This window comes from Frondihabitans sucicola (assembly GCF_030296615.1).
GTDB lineage: Bacteria > Actinomycetota > Actinomycetes > Actinomycetales > Microbacteriaceae > Frondihabitans > Frondihabitans sucicola.
The window spans coordinates 449,064-466,151 of record NZ_AP027732.1 but is presented as its reverse complement, the minus strand read 5'-3'; the positions used below and the strand labels follow the sequence as shown (position 1 = coordinate 466,151).

Below are 17,088 nucleotides of genomic sequence, written 5' to 3'. Positions count from 1 at the left end.
TCAGTTATCTCCGAGCATCTCGTCTACAACGTTCTGGCGATCCGTGCCGGACATGCGAGCCAGGTCGCCGACGCGGAAGTGTCCCGATTCCTCTATCCATGCCCGTCGCTCGGGAACACCGCCACTGACGGCCTCCACTGTGATGCTGTGCAGTATTTCGTTGTGGCTCATCTCGAACACCTGACAGGTGAGGATATGTCGTAGCCGCTCTTCCCTGTCAGGCAGGGTGTCGACCAGCCCAGCGTCCAGCCGGCGAACAATTTCCATGCAGAAGAGGCCAGCGGTGGAGAACAAGTCGGCGAACGTCTTATCGGGGTCAGAAAAAATGCCCTCATTCTCGGCCTCCAACGCGTCGCACATCATTTGCACGACCGGCTTGGGCGTGAATACCAACGACGTTTTCTGCTGAGGGATGTACGCGAAGATGTCCTCCGTCAGAGTCGGGTCGGAATAGTCCGCAAGATGAGCCTTTTTGTTCAGAAATTCCTGGATTGACTGATCAAAGACCGCGGCGTCGAACAAGCCAGGGACGTGGGCAGTTTCGCCAGTCTCGGGGTCGATGATGTCACGACCGTCGCGGAGCTTGCGGAACTCGTCTTCGCTGATGCCGGCGATCTCGGCGAACACGTCGTCGGGTGTGTAGTCGTCGAAGTTCGAGAGGGTGATGTTGCGGTCACCGTAGGCCATGAGGAACATGGGAATCGTGCGGGCAAACCCGCGCAGATGATCGCGGGCATCACCGAGGGTCTTATCGACTTGTTTCTGCAACTTTTTTGTCTCCTCGCGCCTGACGACTGTTTCGGTCAGCGTGTCGAGGGTGCCGTGAAGAATGTCGAGCACTTTGGCGTCGAACTCAAGTTTCGCGTCTCCGATTTTCGCCTGGGCCTTATCGGAGTCGGCTTCAGTTGCCGCGCCTTCAGCTTCATCGTGGATGTGATGGACAGCGATTTGATGCTCAACGTAAGCGCGCTCCACCCTCGCCTTGACCAGTCCTTCGGTGGCCTTCTCGTCTGCCTCTACTTGCTTGGCCGTCATGCCGTATTCCGCCGCAACTGCGTCGCGCGTCGGGCGCGCCTTTTCTGTTACGACAGCCGCGATACGTCTGGCTGCCTCAGATTCTTTCACCGTAATTGGATCGATATCGGGCATATCTCCCGTTGAGTAGACCGGCTTTCCGAGCTGAGCCACCTTCGGGTTGATGACGGTCTCCGTGTCCAGCAGCACCTTGCCATCACGATCGGTGGTTGGCAGTGGCTCCGACATATCGATCGGCGTCGCCTTAACGACCTGCTTCTCTTTGACGACCGGAAGCTGGTCGAGGATGTCTTTGAAGTGCTCAACGGCCCGGAATATGCCGGCGACGTTTGCGAACAGGAGGTTTGACAGGAAGCCCCGCCGCACGACCTCGCGCGCCCTAAATACCCGTGGGAAAGAGAGCACCTGCTCCGCGTCTAGCTCCACCATCCGCCCCTCAGCGTCCTCGCCGAGGATGGGGAAGAAGTTGAGCAGCCGTTTGATGTTTTCTTTGCGCTGGTCGACGTCGACGGCCGGAGTTGGGGCAAGGTTGTTAGCGAACGCGTCGAAGATCGCCAGAGTGCGTTCTGGTGCGAAGTCGAAGATGTATGCGTTCTTCTTCTGGAGCACTCTGTTGCCGCGCACGAACGTGAATGGATTCTGGGATCGAAAAGCTGCCTGCATGTAGAGTGCCGGACTCGCGAGATTAGACAGCATTATGACCGCCGTCCACTCTGGCACCGTGACACCAGTGGTGAGCTGTCCAACCGACAGCGTTATTGTCCTGCCGCCCTGGCCCTCCGCCTTGGCGATGGCAGTACGGACCTTGTCGAGCGATTTGCCGACGGCTGACAAATCGTCAGCGTCTTCCTCTAGCCCGTTATCGTCAGAGGCGTGAGGACGACCATCACCGGCAGCGAGGATGACGGTGTACTCGCTGAACACGTCGTGCCTTTTGAGGAGTTTCTCGAGCGCCTTAGCTGACGCGACGCGGTTGAGCAACCAGAATGAGTGTCTTATCTCATTGCGCAGTTCCGGGGTGGAGAACGGGTACTTATCGTTTGTCGCCAGAGCATCAAGGAACCTAACGACGTCAGCTTCATAGGTGAAGAAGCCGTTGGCCTTGGTGGAAAAGAACTCCGCTAGGTCGAACGTGTAGTCAACGTTCTCGTCCTCTTCGTCGAGCGCAACGCCTTCGGCGAGCCGATCGGTCACCATGCGAGAGACCTGGTAAGTAAGCAGGTTGAGGGTTGGGAGTTGGGCGTAGGGACTGTCCTGAGCGAGGTGGTCGGGTGCGTCCCGCCAGGATGCTTTCGCTGTCTGTTCGTCCTCGTAGGTCCAGTTAAAAATCTGGTCCTGGTCAAATTTTCCCGATGCCAATGCCTTGAACGGCGTGCCGGAAAGATGGAGCGTGTGAGCGCGCTTGATCTGATTGAAGGCGACGTCGGTCTTCGTGGTGTCGATGCCCTCGTGGGCCTCATCGATGACCAGAAGATCCCAATCAAACTCGGCAATATGCTTCAGTTTCGGATGGTTGCCGCCGAAGTACTGAGATCCCTTGAGGTCCTGCAGGGAAACGAATTCAATGATTCGCGGATCTTCATCGAGGTGCTCGCGTGCGTATGAACGCCATTGTTCGCGTGTCATCTGCGTCCGCCCCGCAAGCGACGGTGACTCGGAGACAAACTTGAAAGTTGTTTGGTGGGCCAAGAACCGCTGATAGTCGTCAAACCACGCATTTGCGACGGCTGGGCGGTTGGTCACTATCAAGACGCGCTTCACGTCCATCTTCCGCATCAGATCGTAGGTCGTCAGCGTCTTGCCGAATCGCGGCTTCGCATTCCATAACGCCTCACTCGCACCGACGGTTGGACCGAACGCCTTGATCGCCTGCGCAACGGCTTCATGCTGCTCTGGCCTCAGCTCGTAGTCCTCCGGAGCGGCCGCAGTCTCTTCCGCAAAGAATTTCTTCTTGCTGAAGTCGCTGAAGAACTCGTCGGACGTTTTGGGGGCTCCCGCGAATTTGTGCCACTCGGTGCGTGGACTCAGCTCCCGTTGCACGCCCCGCTGGCGCAGAAATGCGTGAAAATCGCTGTCACGGAACCTGCCCCCATCCTCGGTGACAAACACCGCTTGGTACGCCCAGAGTTTTTCTTTGGTGATGCCGAGCTGGCTGGCCTGCTGGGCGATGCGTTTGTCGGCAGTCTCCTGCTCGGTATACCCGATCTTCTCCCAACCTTCGTATTTTGGGATGTCGGGAGTACGCCACGAATAAATGAGCGGGGTCACTTCACGGAAAGTGCTGATCTTAGGGCTAGCCACCGGTTCTCGCTTCTTCATGGACATGGTCGATAGGACAGGGGGCGTAGAGGTCGGGTTCGACGAGCAAGTCGAACAAGTCTGGAGCGGGAGCGCCAGAACGCAGAGACTTAAAGTGAACCGCTCGCGAACGACGATGCTTGGGGCCCGTTCCTCCCGAACCCACCACGAGAAAGTGATTTCCTCGCCCAGCCAGTCCAGACCGGTTAGCGTGTTGCCGCAGATCACGTTCGCGTCGATGAGAAAAGCCGCAGCACGCATCAAGTTGGTATCAGGGTCGCAGGGCACGTCGTGCCTCGCATGAAAGCTCCGGAACTCCTTAAGCATCGCGGCCTTGGCATCCTGGTGATTGTCTTCCAATAACTCGACGCCATAGATCGAGGCAACGGCAAACAAGGACTCGCGAGGCCAGAGCTCCCGTTCCATTCGCTGCTCGATCGCCGTGAGCTTCCTCTGTAGGATTGCAATGAGAAAATTTCCGTCGCCTGCTGCCGGTTCGAAAAATGTCGTGTCGACCAAATCCAGGTCATTACTGACGAGGTCGAGCATTTGGTCGACCATCAGTCGCGGCGTGAACACTTCGCCGTGCGCCTTGACTCGAGCTCGAGACTTCACCAGCATCTCCTCGCCGATAGTCTGCGTCACTTGAATCTCCAGTACCTCGTCCGGACGCCCCTCCGCCGGTTCATTCAGGCTACAGGGCCGGCGGGTGCCGAAGATGCTGGTGCGGGTGCGGCGCATGTCAGCGGTTCGAACTAACAGCGGTCGTCCTTCACCCGTTCGTAGCGACGCAGAAGTCAGCGACATCACGCCAGCTGCCGGAGCCGTCACACCGCCGGGTTGCGGTTCTAAGCCAAAAGTAAAGCCCACGACCTCGCCGGGTCGTGAGCTTTGGTTTGGCTTCCGAGTGTAAAGCCAGGGGATGCATACGATCCCTGAGTTCATCGCTCGAGTCCAGTGTAATCGGGTCCGCTCGATTACGCACCTCTGGCTCCGCTTCTTGTGTTCGCCGGCGCGTACACCAGGAGGTGGCCCGATGTCTGATGACACCGGTGACCGTCCGCCCAGGAAGGCAGTGCCCTGGCTAGGGATCGCGAGCTTGCTCGTGACCGTGGCCCGGTTGCTGCTTGACCTGTGGCGGAAGGGCTAGCAGGAAAACGGGGTGCCCCCGCCAACACCGTTGGCGGGGGCGCTTCCGTGTCGGGGGTCGCCCGTACGGTTCCGAGCATGGGTGTGCAGGGTTCCGGTGAGGCGATTGCGAAGATTCTGCGCCGCCCGATTCCCTCGCACCCGCTCGCCGTCCCACCAGTCCCGGGGACCTATGGAACTTGGCAGGTGCGACGACACCGGTCGGCGCCAATCGGGTACGTGAACATGCGCTCTCTGAACGGCCGGCACGTCTACGACGCTTACGCCCACTGCCGCGACGACAACGGCGGCCGCCCTTGGCTGCGCACTTTTGACACCTTGAACTCGGCGGTCGCATGGATCATCCAGCACGAGGACCAGATCCAAGCGTATATCGACCGTCACCACCCCGAGCCCGAGCAATGGCCGGCCTGAATACCCCCGCCGTCAGGTGAAACGCATAGTGAAAACTCGGCCGCTAGCGTGGCGGACATCGTTGGTGCTGCGTACCGTTGTGGGCGACTGGTTCCCCCACTAGTCGTACAGCCTCCGGGCGTCAAGACTCCCCCAGTTCCTGACCAACCCGGGGGCTTTTCCATGCCCGCAGTTCGTGTGCCGACGCCGACATGGGGGTGGCTCCACCAGCTACAACTAGGTCGGCAATAGTCATTGTGGTCCAAGGCCCATTCGTTACCCATCTCGAAGACTTACCGAGAATCGGCTCGTTTCGGGCTGAAAGTCTCAACTACCTTGAGCGAAGTCTCACTTAGCTTGAGAAACGACACTCTGATGTGTGACTCGCAGAGCGAATGACGGGAATCGAACCCGCGCTACCAGCTTGGGAAGCTGGAGTTCTACCATTGAACTACATTCGCGCACCGCACTCGGAAGAGCAGTACCACCAGCATACCGAAGGTCGGCGGGAGCGCGATTCGAGGTCGATCACGAGCATCCTTCCCGCCGCGTCCCTTCGGATCGCGCCCAGGGCCGCGCGGCTCCGGCGTGAGCGAAGCGGCCGCAGCCGAATGCACGTGTGACCAGCCGAATTGTGGGCGACAGGGTGGTCAGGGGCTGGTCTTCACCGCCGCAATCGACGTTTAATGTGCAGGGCACGCGGGGGAAATACGCCCGGTCTCTACCGGTACTACCGAATTCAGGAGAGAGATCGAATGATCGTCACCGTCGTCGCAGGCAACCCCAAGCCTGCCTCCCGCACCCTCGACGCCGCGCGGCACGTGGCCGAAGCGCTCGCTGGGCGCGCGCCCGACCGCGAAGTCGACGTCGTCACGCTCGGACCGTCGCTGCTCGGCTGGGGAGACGAGACGGTGAAGGCCGCGGTCGACCTCGTCGCCGGCAGTGACCTCGTCGTGGTCGCCTCGCCGACCTACAAGGCGAGTTACACGGGGGTGCTCAAGTGCTTCCTCGACCAGTTCGCCGGAGCCACGGGCCTCGCCGGAGTCACCGTCGTCCCCCTGATGCTCGGCGCCGGGCCGACTCATGCGCTCGCTCCCGAACTCCTGCTGAAGCCCGTCCTCGTCGAGCTGGGAGCGACCGCACCGACCCAGGGCCTCTACCTCAACGAGAAGTTGTACGCCGAACCAGAGGCGTACGCCGGCTGGGTCGGACAGTGGAAGGACGTCGTCCTCGCCTGCGCGACCACCACCCGCTCGACCGGGGGCAGCTGACCCCGCGCTCCACCGCTCTCGTCAGCGTTCTCGATTCGGACGCCACCGCTGTGCCGCCGCCTCCGTGAAGTCGGCCTTAGGCGCCATCCCCACTGGAGTTGGAACTCTCTGCGCCGAGACCGGCGGCGTCGAGGTCGGGATGGTCACGTCGCCAGGAGCAGGAGCCGCTGGTGTATCGCGGCAACCTCTTCCGAGCGATTCGTGTCGTGTCGTAGGCGGGCGCGGGTAGGCGTCCCTCCGCCCGTGCCCCTGCCCCGGCGGCTGGCAACTCAGGTTGCAAGCGTCGAGCCGCCGCAATTTCGTGCCTGCGCGCCCGTGCCGCGGCTTGCAGCCTGAGTTACCGCCGCACGGCGACTCGTCCTGCTGCCCGCAGGCGCCGCCCGTGCGCGTGCCCCTGCCCCCAACCCCGGCGGCTGGCAACTCAGGTTGCAAGCGCCGAGCCGCCGCAATTTCGTGCCTGCACGCGCGTGCCGCCGCTTGCAGCCTGAGTTACCGCCGCGCCGCGCCGCGCCGCGCCGCACCGCGCCGCGACCGGCTCCGCCGGCTCCGCCGCGCCCGCCACCGCCACCGCCACCCCGAAACGCCAACCACCCCGCACCGCGCCCGCAGGCGCAACCCCGCCGAGCCGCTACCCGACCGACACGATCCGCACGTCCACCTTCGCCGGCGGCAACGCCTCACCGGCCAGCCGCTGCAAAATGGCGGCGGCCACCGCCCGCACCACGACCGGCCCCGAGTGATCGCGCGCGACCGCGACGTCGAGCGACACGAGAGTCGCGTCTGCGGTGACGGTCACCCCGATTCGGGGCAGGAGCCCCTGCGATCCTGCGCCCTGCCGCGCCGCGACGAGGCCTTCGACCACCCGCTTCGCGAACCGCGCGACGCCCAATCGGGGTTGCACCCGCAGCACCCCGGGCACTTCGGTGACGAGGGCTTCGAGTTCGTCGGCCAGCGCGCGGAGCCGGACGGCTTCGAGGTCGCTCACGACGCGACCCCCGTTTCGAGGAGGTGCACGTCGCCCACGACGATGTCGACGGCCTCGATGTCGAGCTCGGTCTGGCGGAGCAACTGCAGCGTGACCGCCTCGCGGACCTCGTCGGCCATCACGGGGACGTACTGCCCGCGAAGCGCGCTGATGACGACCTCGACGCGCACCGGGGCGTCGGCCGCGGAGACGTCGCCGCCCAGCGAGCACGAGATCACGACGGCACCTGGTACCGAGTCACCGGCCTCGCGGATCAACCCGCGCACCGCGCCCTCGGTCATGTGCAGCGTGGCCGCGCCGTCCGAGTCGAGTGGGATGTCGCGGCCGGAGCGCGCCTCCTGCCGCACGCGCTCCATCACGCCGCTGATCCAGCGGGGGTCGGGGTCGGGGTCGGCTGCAGCGTCTTCGGCGAGGAGTTCTCCCGAGAGGACGCGCAGCCGTTCAAGCGTCGCGAGCTGACTGGCGTTCTCAGGGACGTCCTCGATCGACGGGTCGTAGGGGACCCGCCCGGAGTCGAGGTAGTGGGCCAGGCGCTCGAGTGTCACGGTGTCGTCGTTCATCGCCACGCCTCCATCTCTCTGGTCAGGTTCTCGCGGGCCCGGGCGAGCTGGCCGCGGGCCGCGGTGGTCGTGATGCCGAGGTGTTCAGCGATCTCGCCGTACGATTCGCCACCGACCTCGCGCAGGATCCAGGCCTGCCGCTGCAGCGCGGGCAGCGCGTCGAGCGCGCGGCGTAGCCCCGACATGGCATCGGCCGAGACGGCGAGGCGAGCAGGATCACCGGCGTCGGTCACCGGCAACTGCGCGACCACGGCGTCGTCGTCGACGTCGGCCGTCGGCTTCCGCGAGCGGATGAGGTCGAAGGCTTTGCGCGAGACGATCTTCATCATCCAGCCGCGCACGGCGTCCGGCGCCGTGAGGGTGGGCAGCTCGCGCCAGATGGCGATCGACGCTTCTTGGACCGCGTCCGAGGCGTCGGCGCGCGAAGCGGTCAATCGCGTCGCGTAGGCGGTCATGAGCGAAAGGTGCCGGCGCAGGAGCGTCTCGAACGCGTGCTCGTCGCCGTCGGACGCGCGACGCGCCAGGAGTCCGTCGGTGGCCGTGTCGAGCAGCGACGGATCCGGCCCGGGCGGCGCCTCGCGTTCGGCGGCCAGGCCTCGCGGGCGTTCGGCGAGATTCACTCCCCCAGCAAACTCCCACAAGCTGCGAAGCGGGCCTCCGAAAAAGTTCGACGTTTCGCGTGACGTTTCGCCGGCGGCGTGCGTCTCATCTCCAGAGCGGTTCGAGAGGTCGATCCGCCCGTCCACTTCCATCGAGCACCACGTATCTAAGGAGCACCACCATGGCCGACAAGATCACTCCGACACCCGCCGCGACCACGAGCCGCGTCGACAAGGTCGCGACCCCGGTCACCACGACCACCACGATCCCGTCGGGTGTGGCTGCGGGCAAGACCGTCATCGCCGACGGCGTCATCTCGAAGGTCGCGGGCATCGCCGCCCGCGAGGTTCCCGGGGTCTTCGCCCTCGGAAGCGGCGCCGCCCGCGCGTTCGGCGCCATCCGCGACGTGATCGGCTCGAGCGACCTGTCGCAGGGCGTCCGGGTCGAGGTCGGCGAGACCCAGGTCGCGGCCGACGTCACGATCGTCGTCGAGTACCCGACCCCGATGAACGCCGTCGCCGAGCAGGTCCGCGCGGCCGTCGCCCGCGCCATCGTCGAGCTCGTCGGCATGGAGGTCGCCGAGGTCAACGTCGCGATCAACGACGTGCACATCCCGGGCGACGACGACGACAACGGCAGCGACTCCGTTCCCGCTGAGAGCCGCGTCCAGTGACCGCCACCACCACCGGCATCGCGATCGGCGCCGTCCTCGGCATCGTCGCGGTGGCCTTCGGCTTCTGGGCCTTCATCCTGGTGGCGGTCTTCATGGCCGTCGGAGCCCTCGTCGGACGCATCGTCACCGGAAAGCTCGACGTCTCCAGCCTCGTCGATGTCATCCGCGGACGGCGCTCCTCGTCATGACCGAACCTCACGCCGCCCCCGGCGCACAGACCGCCGCCGCCGACAACGGTGCCGACGCGGCTTCGAGCGGGTGGTCGTCGATTCCTGATTCCTCGGCGGCCACCCTCGACCACTCCGTGACTGCGGCCGACGTGCCCGGCCGCGGACCGGTGATCCCGGGTCACGTCAGCATCGCGCCGCGCGTCCTCCAGAAGGTCGGCGGCGCCGTCGTGGCCGACACGCTCGTCGTCGACCGACGCGATGTCCGGGTCGATGCGCGCGACGACGAGGGCAACCTCGCCCTCCGCGTCTCGACGCCCCTGAACGTCCCGGCGCTCACGCCCGGCCTCGTCGTCCAGCCCGGCGGTGTCCTGGGCACGGTGCGATCCCTCCAAGAGACGGTGACCCGGCGTCTCTTCGAGATCACCGGCCGTGCCGTCTCGCGCGTCGACGTCACCGTCACGGGCAGCCACCTCGAGAAGACAGCTGGGCTCCGATGACCACCACCGCCTCCGCCGTACCCACCCAGGCCGACGGCGCCATCATGCCGAGCGTCCCAGCAAGCCTGTACCGCAGGATCCTGCGCCGCGAGACCCATTCCTCTCGCTCGGGCGCAGCCATCGTCGTCCTGATCGCCCTCGTCATCGTCGCTGCCTACGTCGGCCTCGAATCGGTGTATGCCGCACTCGGCATGCGCGCCCTCCTGTTCTCCCCGATCGATGTCCTCGCAACGCTGTTGTCCGCCTCGACGACGCAGGGCGGTCTGGTGATCGCCGCCGGAATCGTCGCCGCCGTCGTCGGGATCATCCTGATCGTGGTCGGCGTCACCTCCGGCCGTCGAGGCCGCCACACCATCGACGACTCGCGCGTCGCGGTCGTGGTCGACGACCAGGTCATCGCGGCGGCTCTCTCGAGGAGCGCTCGCACGGCAGCCGCGCTCGCGCCCGGCCAGGTCACCACCTGGGTCTCGCGGCGAAGCGCTCGTCTCACGGTCACCCCGGCCAGCGGCGTCCGCGTCGACGAGGAGGCCGTGCTCGCGGCCGCTCGAGACGAACTCGGGGCCACCGCCTATCAGCCTCCGGTCACTCCGGAGGTCCGCACCACCAGCACGGGAAGGCTCGGCGCATGACCACCTCCAACCGGTTCGCCAACCGTCTCTTCCTCGTCGTCGCGGGGCTCGTCACCCTCCTGGTGGGTGCCGCGCTGATCCTGGTCGCTCTGCCCGGCGGCGGCTTCGCCCGCGACGCCGTCCGCTCGGCGCGCGACGCCCAGTCATCCGCACTCGCCGGCACATCGCTCTCCGACGCGCGGCTCTCCGGTTCGGGCAGCTATCTGCCCTGGCTCCTCGCCGTCCTGTGCCTGATCGTGGTCGTCATCGGCATCATCGCCGCGTCGACTCGGGGCGCGGCCGGATCGATCGCATCGTGGAGTCGGACGACGCGGCCGGCAGCATCGTGGTGTCGTCCCGGTTCGCCGAGACGGCGCTCGTCGACGTGCTCTCGGCACGCCGCGACGTGTCGGGCGTCTCCGTCGCCGCCTACCAGCTGAAGGGCGAGCCGGCCCTCAAACTGCGCCTCCGCCTCACGGCCGGCTCGTCGCCCAGCGCCGCGGTCGAGGCCGCATCCGTCGCGGTCCGTGGGCTCGATCTCGTGCTCGGCACGGGGCGACCGTTGCCCGTGCTGCTGGAGGTCACCGGGGCCTCGCCCGCGCGGCCCGGCGCCGACTCCCGGGTGCGCTAGACCCTCAGCAGGATCTTGCCGATGTGGCCGCCGTCCTCCATCCACCGGTGGGCGGCGGCGGCTTCGTCGAGCGGGAACACCCGGTCGATCACCGGCCGCACCGTGCCCGCCTCGAGCAGCGGCCAGACGTGCTCGCGAACCCCGGCGATGATGGCGCGCTTCTCGGGCAGCGGCCGGGGGCGAAGCGTGGTTCCCCAGATCCTGCCCCTCTTCTGCATGAGCGCCCCGAGCTCGAAGCTCGACGCCTGACCCGACTGGTTCGCGATGACCATGATGCGGCCGTCGACGGCCAGGGCCCGGACGTTGCGCGCGAGGTAGTCGCCGCCGACGAGGTCGAGGATCACGTCGGCTCCGTGCCCGTCGGTGAGGTCGTGAACCGTCTCGACGAAATCGTCCTGATGGTAATTCAGGCTCGAAGCACCGAGGCTCTCGCAGAAGGCGACCTTGTCGTCCGTGCCGGCGGTCGCGATCACCCGCGAACCGAGGGCCACCGCGAGCTGGATGGCGAACGTGCCGATTCCGCTCGTCCCGCCGTGGACGAGCAGCGTCTCGCCCGGTTTCAGCCCGGCGTTGACGTAGACGTTCGACCACACGGTGGCCGCGACCTCGGGCAGGCCGGCCGCGTCGACGAGGTCGACGCCGTCCGGAACCGGCAGCACCAGGCCCGCGTCGATCGCCACGCGCTCGGCGTAGCCGCCGCCGGGCAGGAGGGCGCAGACGCGGTCGCCCGGCTTCCAACCTGAGTTACCGGCGCCGACCTCACCGCCACCGCTGGCTGCGCTGCCGCCACCGCCACCGCCACCGCTGCCGCCGGCCCTGCTGCCGCCGGCCCCGCCGGCGCCTGCCTCCGGCCCGACCGCCGCGATCGTCCCCGACACCTCCATGCCGGGCCATTCGACCGTGCCGGCCGGCGGCGGATAGCTGCCCTGCCGCTGGCCGATGTCGGCTCGGTTCAGGCCGGCGGCCGCCACCTCGATGACGACCTCGCCCGGCCCGGCCACGGGCTCAGGCGCTTCGCCGGGGACGAGCACCTCGGGGCCGCCCGGCTGGGAAATCAGGATTACGCGCATGCGTCCGATCCTGCACCCTGTCGCTGCACGAGGCTGTCGTCGAGGGCGCGGCTTGCCTCCTGAGAAGTCGTCCCGCTTCGACGACGCCGCACCGATCAGTAGGCTGGCCGCGTGCTGCTCTCGGATCGCGACATCAAGGCTGAACTCGACCTCGGACGCATCGGGCTCGACCCGTACGACCCGACCCTCATCCAGCCGTCGAGCATCGACGTGCGGCTCGACCGGTTCTTCCGGCTGTTCGACAACCACAAGTACCCGTTCATCGACCCGGCCGCCGACCAGCCCGAGCTGACGCACCTGGTCGAGGTCGACCCCGACGAGCCGTTCATCCTCCACCCGGGCGAGTTCGTGCTCGGCTCGACCTACGAGCTCGTCACGTTGCCCGACGACATCGCGGCCCGTCTCGAGGGCAAGTCGTCACTCGGACGCCTCGGCCTGCTGACGCACTCCACGGCCGGCTTCGTCGACCCGGGCTTCTCCGGTCACGTCACGCTCGAGCTCAGCAACGTCGCGACCCTGCCGATCAAGCTCTGGCCGGGCATGAAGATCGGGCAGATCTGCTACTTCCGCCTGTCGAGCCCGGCAGAGAACCCGTACGGTTCGTCGATCTACGGTTCGCGCTACCAGGGCCAGCGCGGCCCGACGGCCAGCCGTTCGTTCCAGAACTTCACGCGCACCGATACCCGCGCGGCCCCGTCCTCCGCGCAGCAGTAGCCCCGCCCGCCCGCCCCTCCCGAAATCGAAGGGGATTTTCGCGCAACGGGCTCCGATCCGCCTCACTTTCGGGCGCGGGAGAACATCCCCTTCGATTTCGGGAGAGGGCGACGGCGAGAGCGAGGGCGAGGCGAGGGCGAGGGCAAAGGAGCGAGCGCGCGCCTCAGGCGCCCGGCCAGGCAGCGAGCTGCCACCCGAGCCACGGGCTCCACGCGAACGGCGCGGCCGCGACGGCGGCGCGGAGCTCGGCCGGAGCGATCCACACCCACTCGGCGACCTCGTCCCGCGACGGGTGGGGTTCGCCCACGGCCACGGCCGTGAAGACCGGGCAGATCTCGTTCTCGACGATGCCGGAGGCGTCGACGGCGCGGTAGCGGAAATCGGGCAGGATCGAGGTCACCTCCGCCACCTGCATCCCCAGCTCCTGGAACGCCCGCCTGGCGACCGCTTCGCGCGGTGTCTCGCCGGGTGCGGGGTGTCCGCAGAACGAGTTGGTCCACACTCCGGGCCATGTCGCCTTGGCGAGCGCGCGTCGGGTGACCAGGATGTCCCCCGTTTCCGGGTGGGTGACGTGGCAGGAAAAAGCCAGGTGAAGCGGGGTTTCTTTCGTGTGGACCCGAGCTTTGGGGTACGTTCCGATCGAATTCCCGGCCTCGTCGACCAATACCACGAGCTCGTCGTGCACGTCTCGGGAGGGAGCCGTCTCCTGCTGTGGAAGTGCCTGAGGTTCGGATTTCATCGCGCTGTAGTCTCACAGAATGGACGGTGATCACCTGCTCGCAAGGTCGCGGGCCGGAGCCGCGTCGACCGCGGGTGCCACGCTCGACACTACTGTGCTGGTCGACCGGGTTCTCGCAGACTTCTTCGCCGCCGCCAAACGGCGCGCAACAGCCCTCGGCCCGCGGTACGTCGACCTGTGGGACGTCCTCGAGCGCAACTCGGTCGGCGGCAAGCGCTTCCGGCCGCGGATGGTCGTCGCCGCGTACGAGGCGCTGGGCGGCACCGACGACGAGGCCTGCGCCCTGGTGGGCGCCGCCTTCGAGCTCCTCCACACGGCGCTCATCGTGCACGACGACGTGATCGACCGCGACTTCTCCCGGCGCGGCATCCCCAACGTCTCCGGCAGCTACCGCGACACCGCGACCACGGCCGGCATCGCGTCGCCGGCCGCCGAGCACCGCGGGATGTCTGCGGCGCTGATCGCCGGCGACCTCGCGCTCGCCGGGGCGAGCCGGCTCCTGCTCGGCGTCACCTGCGCCGAAGACGTCCGCTTCGGTCTGCTCGAGTTGCTCGACGAGGCGATCTTCGCCAGCGCCGGCGGCGAGCTGCTCGACGTCGAACTCGCCCTGGCGCGCGAGGTGCCTTCCGTGCAAGAGGTGCTCGACATGGAGCGCGCGAAGACCGCCGTCTACTCGTTCGAGGCTCCGCTGATGGCCGGCGCGCTGCTCGCCGGGGCCGAGCGCCCGCTCATCGACGCCCTCGAGTCGTTCGGCCGCGAGGTCGGGATCGCCTACCAGATCGTCGACGATCTCCTCGGGGTCTTCGGCAGTGAGGCCGATACCGGCAAGACCACCCTCGGCGACCTCCGCGAGGGCAAGCGCACCGTCCTCATCGCCGAGGCCGCCACGACGGGGGAGTGGTTCGCGATCCGCCCGTTCATCGGCAAGTCCGACCTGACGGAGGCCGAGGCCGAGCACGTCCGCGGGCGATTGGTGAGCTGCGGGGCGCGAGCCCAGGCGGAGCGCCTCGTCGACGAGCACGCCGCCCGGGCGCTGGCCGTGCTCGACGGCGACATCGTGCCTGCCGATCTGCGCGTGATCCTGCGCCCCGTCGTCGACACCGTGCTCGAGCGCGACCGATGACCCGGCTCGCGCTCTACGACCGCGTGGCCCAAGAGACGTCGAGCGGCGTGATCCGGCGGTATTCGACGTCGTTCGGGCTGGCGTCGCGCCTGCTGGGCTCGGGCGTGCGTCAGGACGTCGAGAACATCTACGCCCTCGTGCGGGTGGCCGACGAGATCGTCGACGGGCCGGCCGGCGAGGCCGGGGCCGACACCGCCGGGTGTGCTCGCCTGCTCGACGACTTCGAACGAGAGACCCTGCGCGCCATCGAGCTCGGCTTCAGCGCCAACCTCGTCGTGCACGCCTTCGCCATCACGGCTCGGCGCGCGGGCTTCGACAGCGATCTCACCGCGCCGTTCTTCGAGTCGATGCGCCGCGACCTCAGCCAGACGGAGCACGACCAGGAGTCGTTCGACCGCTACGTCTACGGCTCGGCGGAGGTGGTCGGGCTCATGTGCCTGCGCGCGTTCCTCGAGGGCGGCTCGTACGACCCGTCGTCCGTCGCGAGGTTCGAGACGGGCGCGCGGGCCCTCGGTGCCGCTTTCCAGAAGGTCAACTTCCTCCGCGACCTGCACGACGACTTCGAGACGCTGGGCCGCAGCTACTTCCCGGGCGTCGATCCGTCGTCGTTCAGCGACGCCGAGCGCGACCGCCTCGTGGCCGACATCGACGACGACCTGCGTGTCTCCGGCGAGATCATCCCGTCGCTGCCGTCGTCGTCCCGCCGGGCGGTGGCTCTGGCGCACGGCCTCTTCGCGGAGCTCAACCGTCGCCTTGCCGCGACTCCCGCGACCGAGCTGATGCACACGCGCATCCGGGTGCCCAACCCCGTCAAGGTCCGGATCGCCGCCGCCTCCGCAGCCGGCCGTGTCTCGTCGGTCGGTGGCGGCTCGTGACCTCGCCCTCCGTGACCCGCAACGGGCGGCGGGTCGTCGTCATCGGCGGCGGCATCTCCGGGCTCGCGTCCGCCGCGCTCCTGGCCAAGGAGGGGCACGAGGTGACCCTCCTCGAGAAGAGCTCGGAGGTCGGCGGCCGCGCCTCGTCGTGGGAGTCCGACGGCTTCCGCTTCGACCTGGGCCCCAGCTGGTATCTCATGCCCGAGGTCTTCGACCACTTCTTCCGGCTGATGGGAACCTCCTCGGCCGAGCAGCTCGACCTGGTGTCGCTCGATCCCGGGTACCGGGTCTTCTTCGAGGGGACCCCCGAGCCGATCGACATCCCGCACGGCCTCGACGAGAACGTCGCCCTCTTCGAGAGCATCGAGCCGGGGGCAGGGCGCAGGATCCGCGAGTACCTCGCCTCGTCGCGCGACACCTACGACGTCGCCAAGAGGCGGTTCCTCTACACGTCGTTCCGCAGCTGGGCCCCGCTCCTGCGACGCGACGTCGTCACCCGCCTCCCCACCCTCGGCCGGCTCCTCCTGCAGAGCCTCGACTCGTTCGTCGCGCGCACCGTGTCCGACCCGCGGCTGCGGCAGATCCTGGGCTATCCGGCCGTGTTTCTGGGGTCGTCGCCCTACGAGACGCCGAGCATGTACCACCTCATGTCGACCCTCGACCTCGACGACGGCGTGCTCTACCCGCAGGGTGGACTGACCACCGTCATCCAGCGCATCGCCGCGCTCGCCCGGGAGGCCGGTGTCAGCATCGTGACCGAGGCGACCGCCACGCGCATCCGGACCTCCGGCGGCGTGCGTCCCGCCGCGTCCGGTGTCGACTGGGTCGACGCGTCGGGCGAGCTCCACACGGCGTGGGCCGATGTCGTCGTGTCGGCCGCCGACCTGCACCACACCGAGACCGCGCTCCTGCCCATCGCGCTGCAGACCTACGGCGAGCAGTACTGGGCGTCGAAGAACCCCGGGCCCAGCGCCCTGCTGATGTACCTCGGCGTCTCGGGCGAGCTGCCCGAGCTCGAGCACCACACGCTCCTCTTCTCGCGCGACTGGCACGACAACTTCCGGCGCATCTTCCACGAGCCGAAGTCGATCCCGTCGCCGCCGTCGCTCTACGTCTGCAAGCCGTCCGTCGTCGACCCGTCGACCGCGCCGGCCGGGCACACCAACCTCTTCGTGCTGGTGCCGCTGCCCGCCGAGCCCGCGCTCGGCTCCGGGTCGCTCCCGGGGCCGCCGCCGCTGGCGACGGCCCGGGAGGCTCCGGGGCACTCCCCGGCGCCGCCGTCGCGGTCGATAACTCAGGTTCCACGCAGCTCGAAGCCCTCGGCGACGCCGTGATCCAGCAGATCGCCGACTGGACCGGCGTCTCGGACCTGAGTTCCCGACTCGTCCTCCGCCGCACGCGCGGCCCGCAAGACTTCGTCGACGACTACAACTCCTGGTCGGGCAGCATGCTCGGCCCGGCGCACACCCTCGCGCAGAGCGCCATGTTCCGGGCCGGCAACGTCTCGAAGAAGGTGCGCGGCCTCTACTATGTCGGCGGATCGGTGCGGCCCGGCATCGGCCTGCCGATGTGCCTGATCAGTGCCGAGGTGCTGCTCAAGAACCTTCGCGGCGACACCAGCACCGAGCCGCTGCCCGAGCCGCGGCCGGACGCCGCCGAGCGCCAGGCCGCTCGCGACGCGGCACGCTCCTGAGGCG

The 17,088-nt window shown here is 67.3% G+C and carries 17 protein-coding genes, 1 tRNA gene and 1 pseudogene; 12 read left to right on the top strand and 7 right to left on the bottom strand.

The annotated features are described in order from the left end of the window. On the bottom strand, window positions 1-4,074 hold the full coding sequence (locus tag QUE79_RS02425) for a DEAD/DEAH box helicase family protein (RefSeq protein ID WP_286345264.1): 4,074 nt from the start codon (window positions 4,072-4,074) through the stop codon (window positions 1-3). A gap of 627 nt (window positions 4,075-4,701) precedes the next feature. On the opposite strand from QUE79_RS02425, the gene QUE79_RS02420 reads away from it, so the two are divergent. Continuing rightward, window positions 4,702-4,896 (top strand): hypothetical protein, encoded by a 195-nt coding sequence (locus QUE79_RS02420; protein ID WP_286345263.1) that lies wholly within the window; start codon window positions 4,702-4,704, stop codon window positions 4,894-4,896. Window positions 4,897-5,265: 369 nt separating this feature from the next. Here QUE79_RS02420 and QUE79_RS02415 read toward each other — a convergent pair. Beyond that, window positions 5,266-5,336 (bottom strand) — tRNA-Gly (locus tag QUE79_RS02415). 294 nt (window positions 5,337-5,630) lie between these two features. Here QUE79_RS02415 and QUE79_RS02410 point away from each other — a divergent pair. Then, window positions 5,631-6,146, top strand: coding sequence for an NADPH-dependent FMN reductase (locus tag QUE79_RS02410; protein ID WP_286345262.1), 516 nt, complete (start codon window positions 5,631-5,633; stop codon window positions 6,144-6,146). A gap of 628 nt (window positions 6,147-6,774) precedes the next feature. Here the strand turns inward: QUE79_RS02410 and QUE79_RS02405 are convergent. The 3 genes from QUE79_RS02405 to QUE79_RS02395 are packed head-to-tail and all read right to left on the bottom strand — an operon-like array spanning window position 6,775 to window position 8,311. Further along, window positions 6,775-7,131, bottom strand: coding sequence for a hypothetical protein (locus tag QUE79_RS02405; RefSeq protein WP_286345261.1), 357 nt, complete (start codon window positions 7,129-7,131; stop codon window positions 6,775-6,777). Then, window positions 7,128-7,691 carry an Asp23/Gls24 family envelope stress response protein gene (locus tag QUE79_RS02400; RefSeq protein WP_286345260.1) on the bottom strand — a complete coding sequence of 188 codons (564 nt, stop codon included), beginning with the start codon at window positions 7,689-7,691 and terminating at the stop codon, window positions 7,128-7,130. Before QUE79_RS02400 ends, QUE79_RS02405 begins: the two co-directional genes overlap by 4 nt. Next, window positions 7,688-8,311 carry an RNA polymerase sigma factor gene (locus QUE79_RS02395; protein ID WP_286345259.1) on the bottom strand — a complete coding sequence of 208 codons (624 nt, stop codon included), beginning with the start codon at window positions 8,309-8,311 and terminating at the stop codon, window positions 7,688-7,690. Before QUE79_RS02395 ends, QUE79_RS02400 begins: the two co-directional genes overlap by 4 nt. A gap of 161 nt (window positions 8,312-8,472) precedes the next feature. Here QUE79_RS02395 and QUE79_RS02390 point away from each other — a divergent pair, with 161 nt between their 5' ends. The 6 genes from QUE79_RS02390 to QUE79_RS02365 are packed head-to-tail and all read left to right on the top strand — an operon-like array spanning window position 8,473 to window position 10,870. Next, the gene (locus tag QUE79_RS02390) at window positions 8,473-8,964 is read left to right on the top strand and encodes an Asp23/Gls24 family envelope stress response protein (RefSeq protein ID WP_286345258.1); all 492 of its coding nucleotides are present in this window, start codon (window positions 8,473-8,475) and stop codon (window positions 8,962-8,964) included. Then, window positions 8,961-9,152 carry a DUF2273 domain-containing protein gene (locus QUE79_RS02385; protein ID WP_286345257.1) on the top strand — a complete coding sequence of 64 codons (192 nt, stop codon included), beginning with the start codon at window positions 8,961-8,963 and terminating at the stop codon, window positions 9,150-9,152. Before QUE79_RS02390 ends, QUE79_RS02385 begins: the two co-directional genes overlap by 4 nt. After that, window positions 9,149-9,631 (top strand): hypothetical protein, encoded by a 483-nt coding sequence (locus QUE79_RS02380; RefSeq protein ID WP_286345256.1) that lies wholly within the window; start codon window positions 9,149-9,151, stop codon window positions 9,629-9,631. Before QUE79_RS02385 ends, QUE79_RS02380 begins: the two co-directional genes overlap by 4 nt. Continuing rightward, complete coding sequence (locus QUE79_RS02375) at window positions 9,628-10,260, top strand: hypothetical protein (protein ID WP_286345255.1); 633 nt, start codon at window positions 9,628-9,630, stop codon at window positions 10,258-10,260. Before QUE79_RS02380 ends, QUE79_RS02375 begins: the two co-directional genes overlap by 4 nt. After that, window positions 10,257-10,679, top strand: coding sequence for a hypothetical protein (locus tag QUE79_RS02370; protein ID WP_286345254.1), 423 nt, complete (start codon window positions 10,257-10,259; stop codon window positions 10,677-10,679). The genes QUE79_RS02375 and QUE79_RS02370 overlap by 4 nt, the downstream gene beginning before the upstream one ends. Beyond that, complete coding sequence (locus QUE79_RS02365; RefSeq protein ID WP_286345253.1) at window positions 10,646-10,870, top strand: hypothetical protein; 225 nt, start codon at window positions 10,646-10,648, stop codon at window positions 10,868-10,870. The genes QUE79_RS02370 and QUE79_RS02365 overlap by 34 nt, the downstream gene beginning before the upstream one ends. Here QUE79_RS02365 and QUE79_RS02360 read toward each other — a convergent pair. Then, window positions 10,867-11,940, bottom strand: a complete 1,074-nt coding sequence (locus tag QUE79_RS02360; protein WP_286345252.1) for an NAD(P)H-quinone oxidoreductase — start codon at window positions 11,938-11,940, stop codon at window positions 10,867-10,869. The genes QUE79_RS02365 and QUE79_RS02360 overlap by 4 nt on opposite strands. Before the next feature lie 111 nt (window positions 11,941-12,051). Here QUE79_RS02360 and dcd point away from each other — a divergent pair, with 111 nt between their 5' ends. Next, window positions 12,052-12,654 (top strand): dCTP deaminase, encoded by a 603-nt coding sequence (dcd, locus tag QUE79_RS02355; RefSeq protein WP_286345251.1) that lies wholly within the window; start codon window positions 12,052-12,054, stop codon window positions 12,652-12,654. 163 nt (window positions 12,655-12,817) lie between these two features. On the opposite strand, the gene idi is transcribed toward dcd, so the two are convergent. Next, entirely contained in the window at window positions 12,818-13,393 is a 576-nt protein-coding gene (gene idi / locus QUE79_RS02350) for an isopentenyl-diphosphate Delta-isomerase (RefSeq protein WP_286345250.1), read from the bottom strand. A gap of 19 nt (window positions 13,394-13,412) precedes the next feature. On the opposite strand from idi, the gene QUE79_RS02345 reads away from it, so the two are divergent. The 3 genes and pseudogenes from QUE79_RS02345 (at window position 13,413) to crtI (ending at window position 17,084) form a co-directional block, all read left to right on the top strand. Next, window positions 13,413-14,516 carry a polyprenyl synthetase family protein gene (locus QUE79_RS02345; RefSeq protein ID WP_286345249.1) on the top strand — a complete coding sequence of 368 codons (1,104 nt, stop codon included), beginning with the start codon at window positions 13,413-13,415 and terminating at the stop codon, window positions 14,514-14,516. Then, window positions 14,513-15,391, top strand: a complete 879-nt coding sequence (locus QUE79_RS02340; RefSeq protein ID WP_286345248.1) for a phytoene/squalene synthase family protein — start codon at window positions 14,513-14,515, stop codon at window positions 15,389-15,391. Before QUE79_RS02345 ends, QUE79_RS02340 begins: the two co-directional genes overlap by 4 nt. Then, window positions 15,388-17,084 (top strand): annotated as a pseudogene (crtI, locus tag QUE79_RS02335) (phytoene desaturase family protein). The gene QUE79_RS02340 and the pseudogene crtI overlap by 4 nt, the downstream one beginning before the upstream one ends. Window positions 17,085-17,088 lie beyond the last annotated feature (4 nt).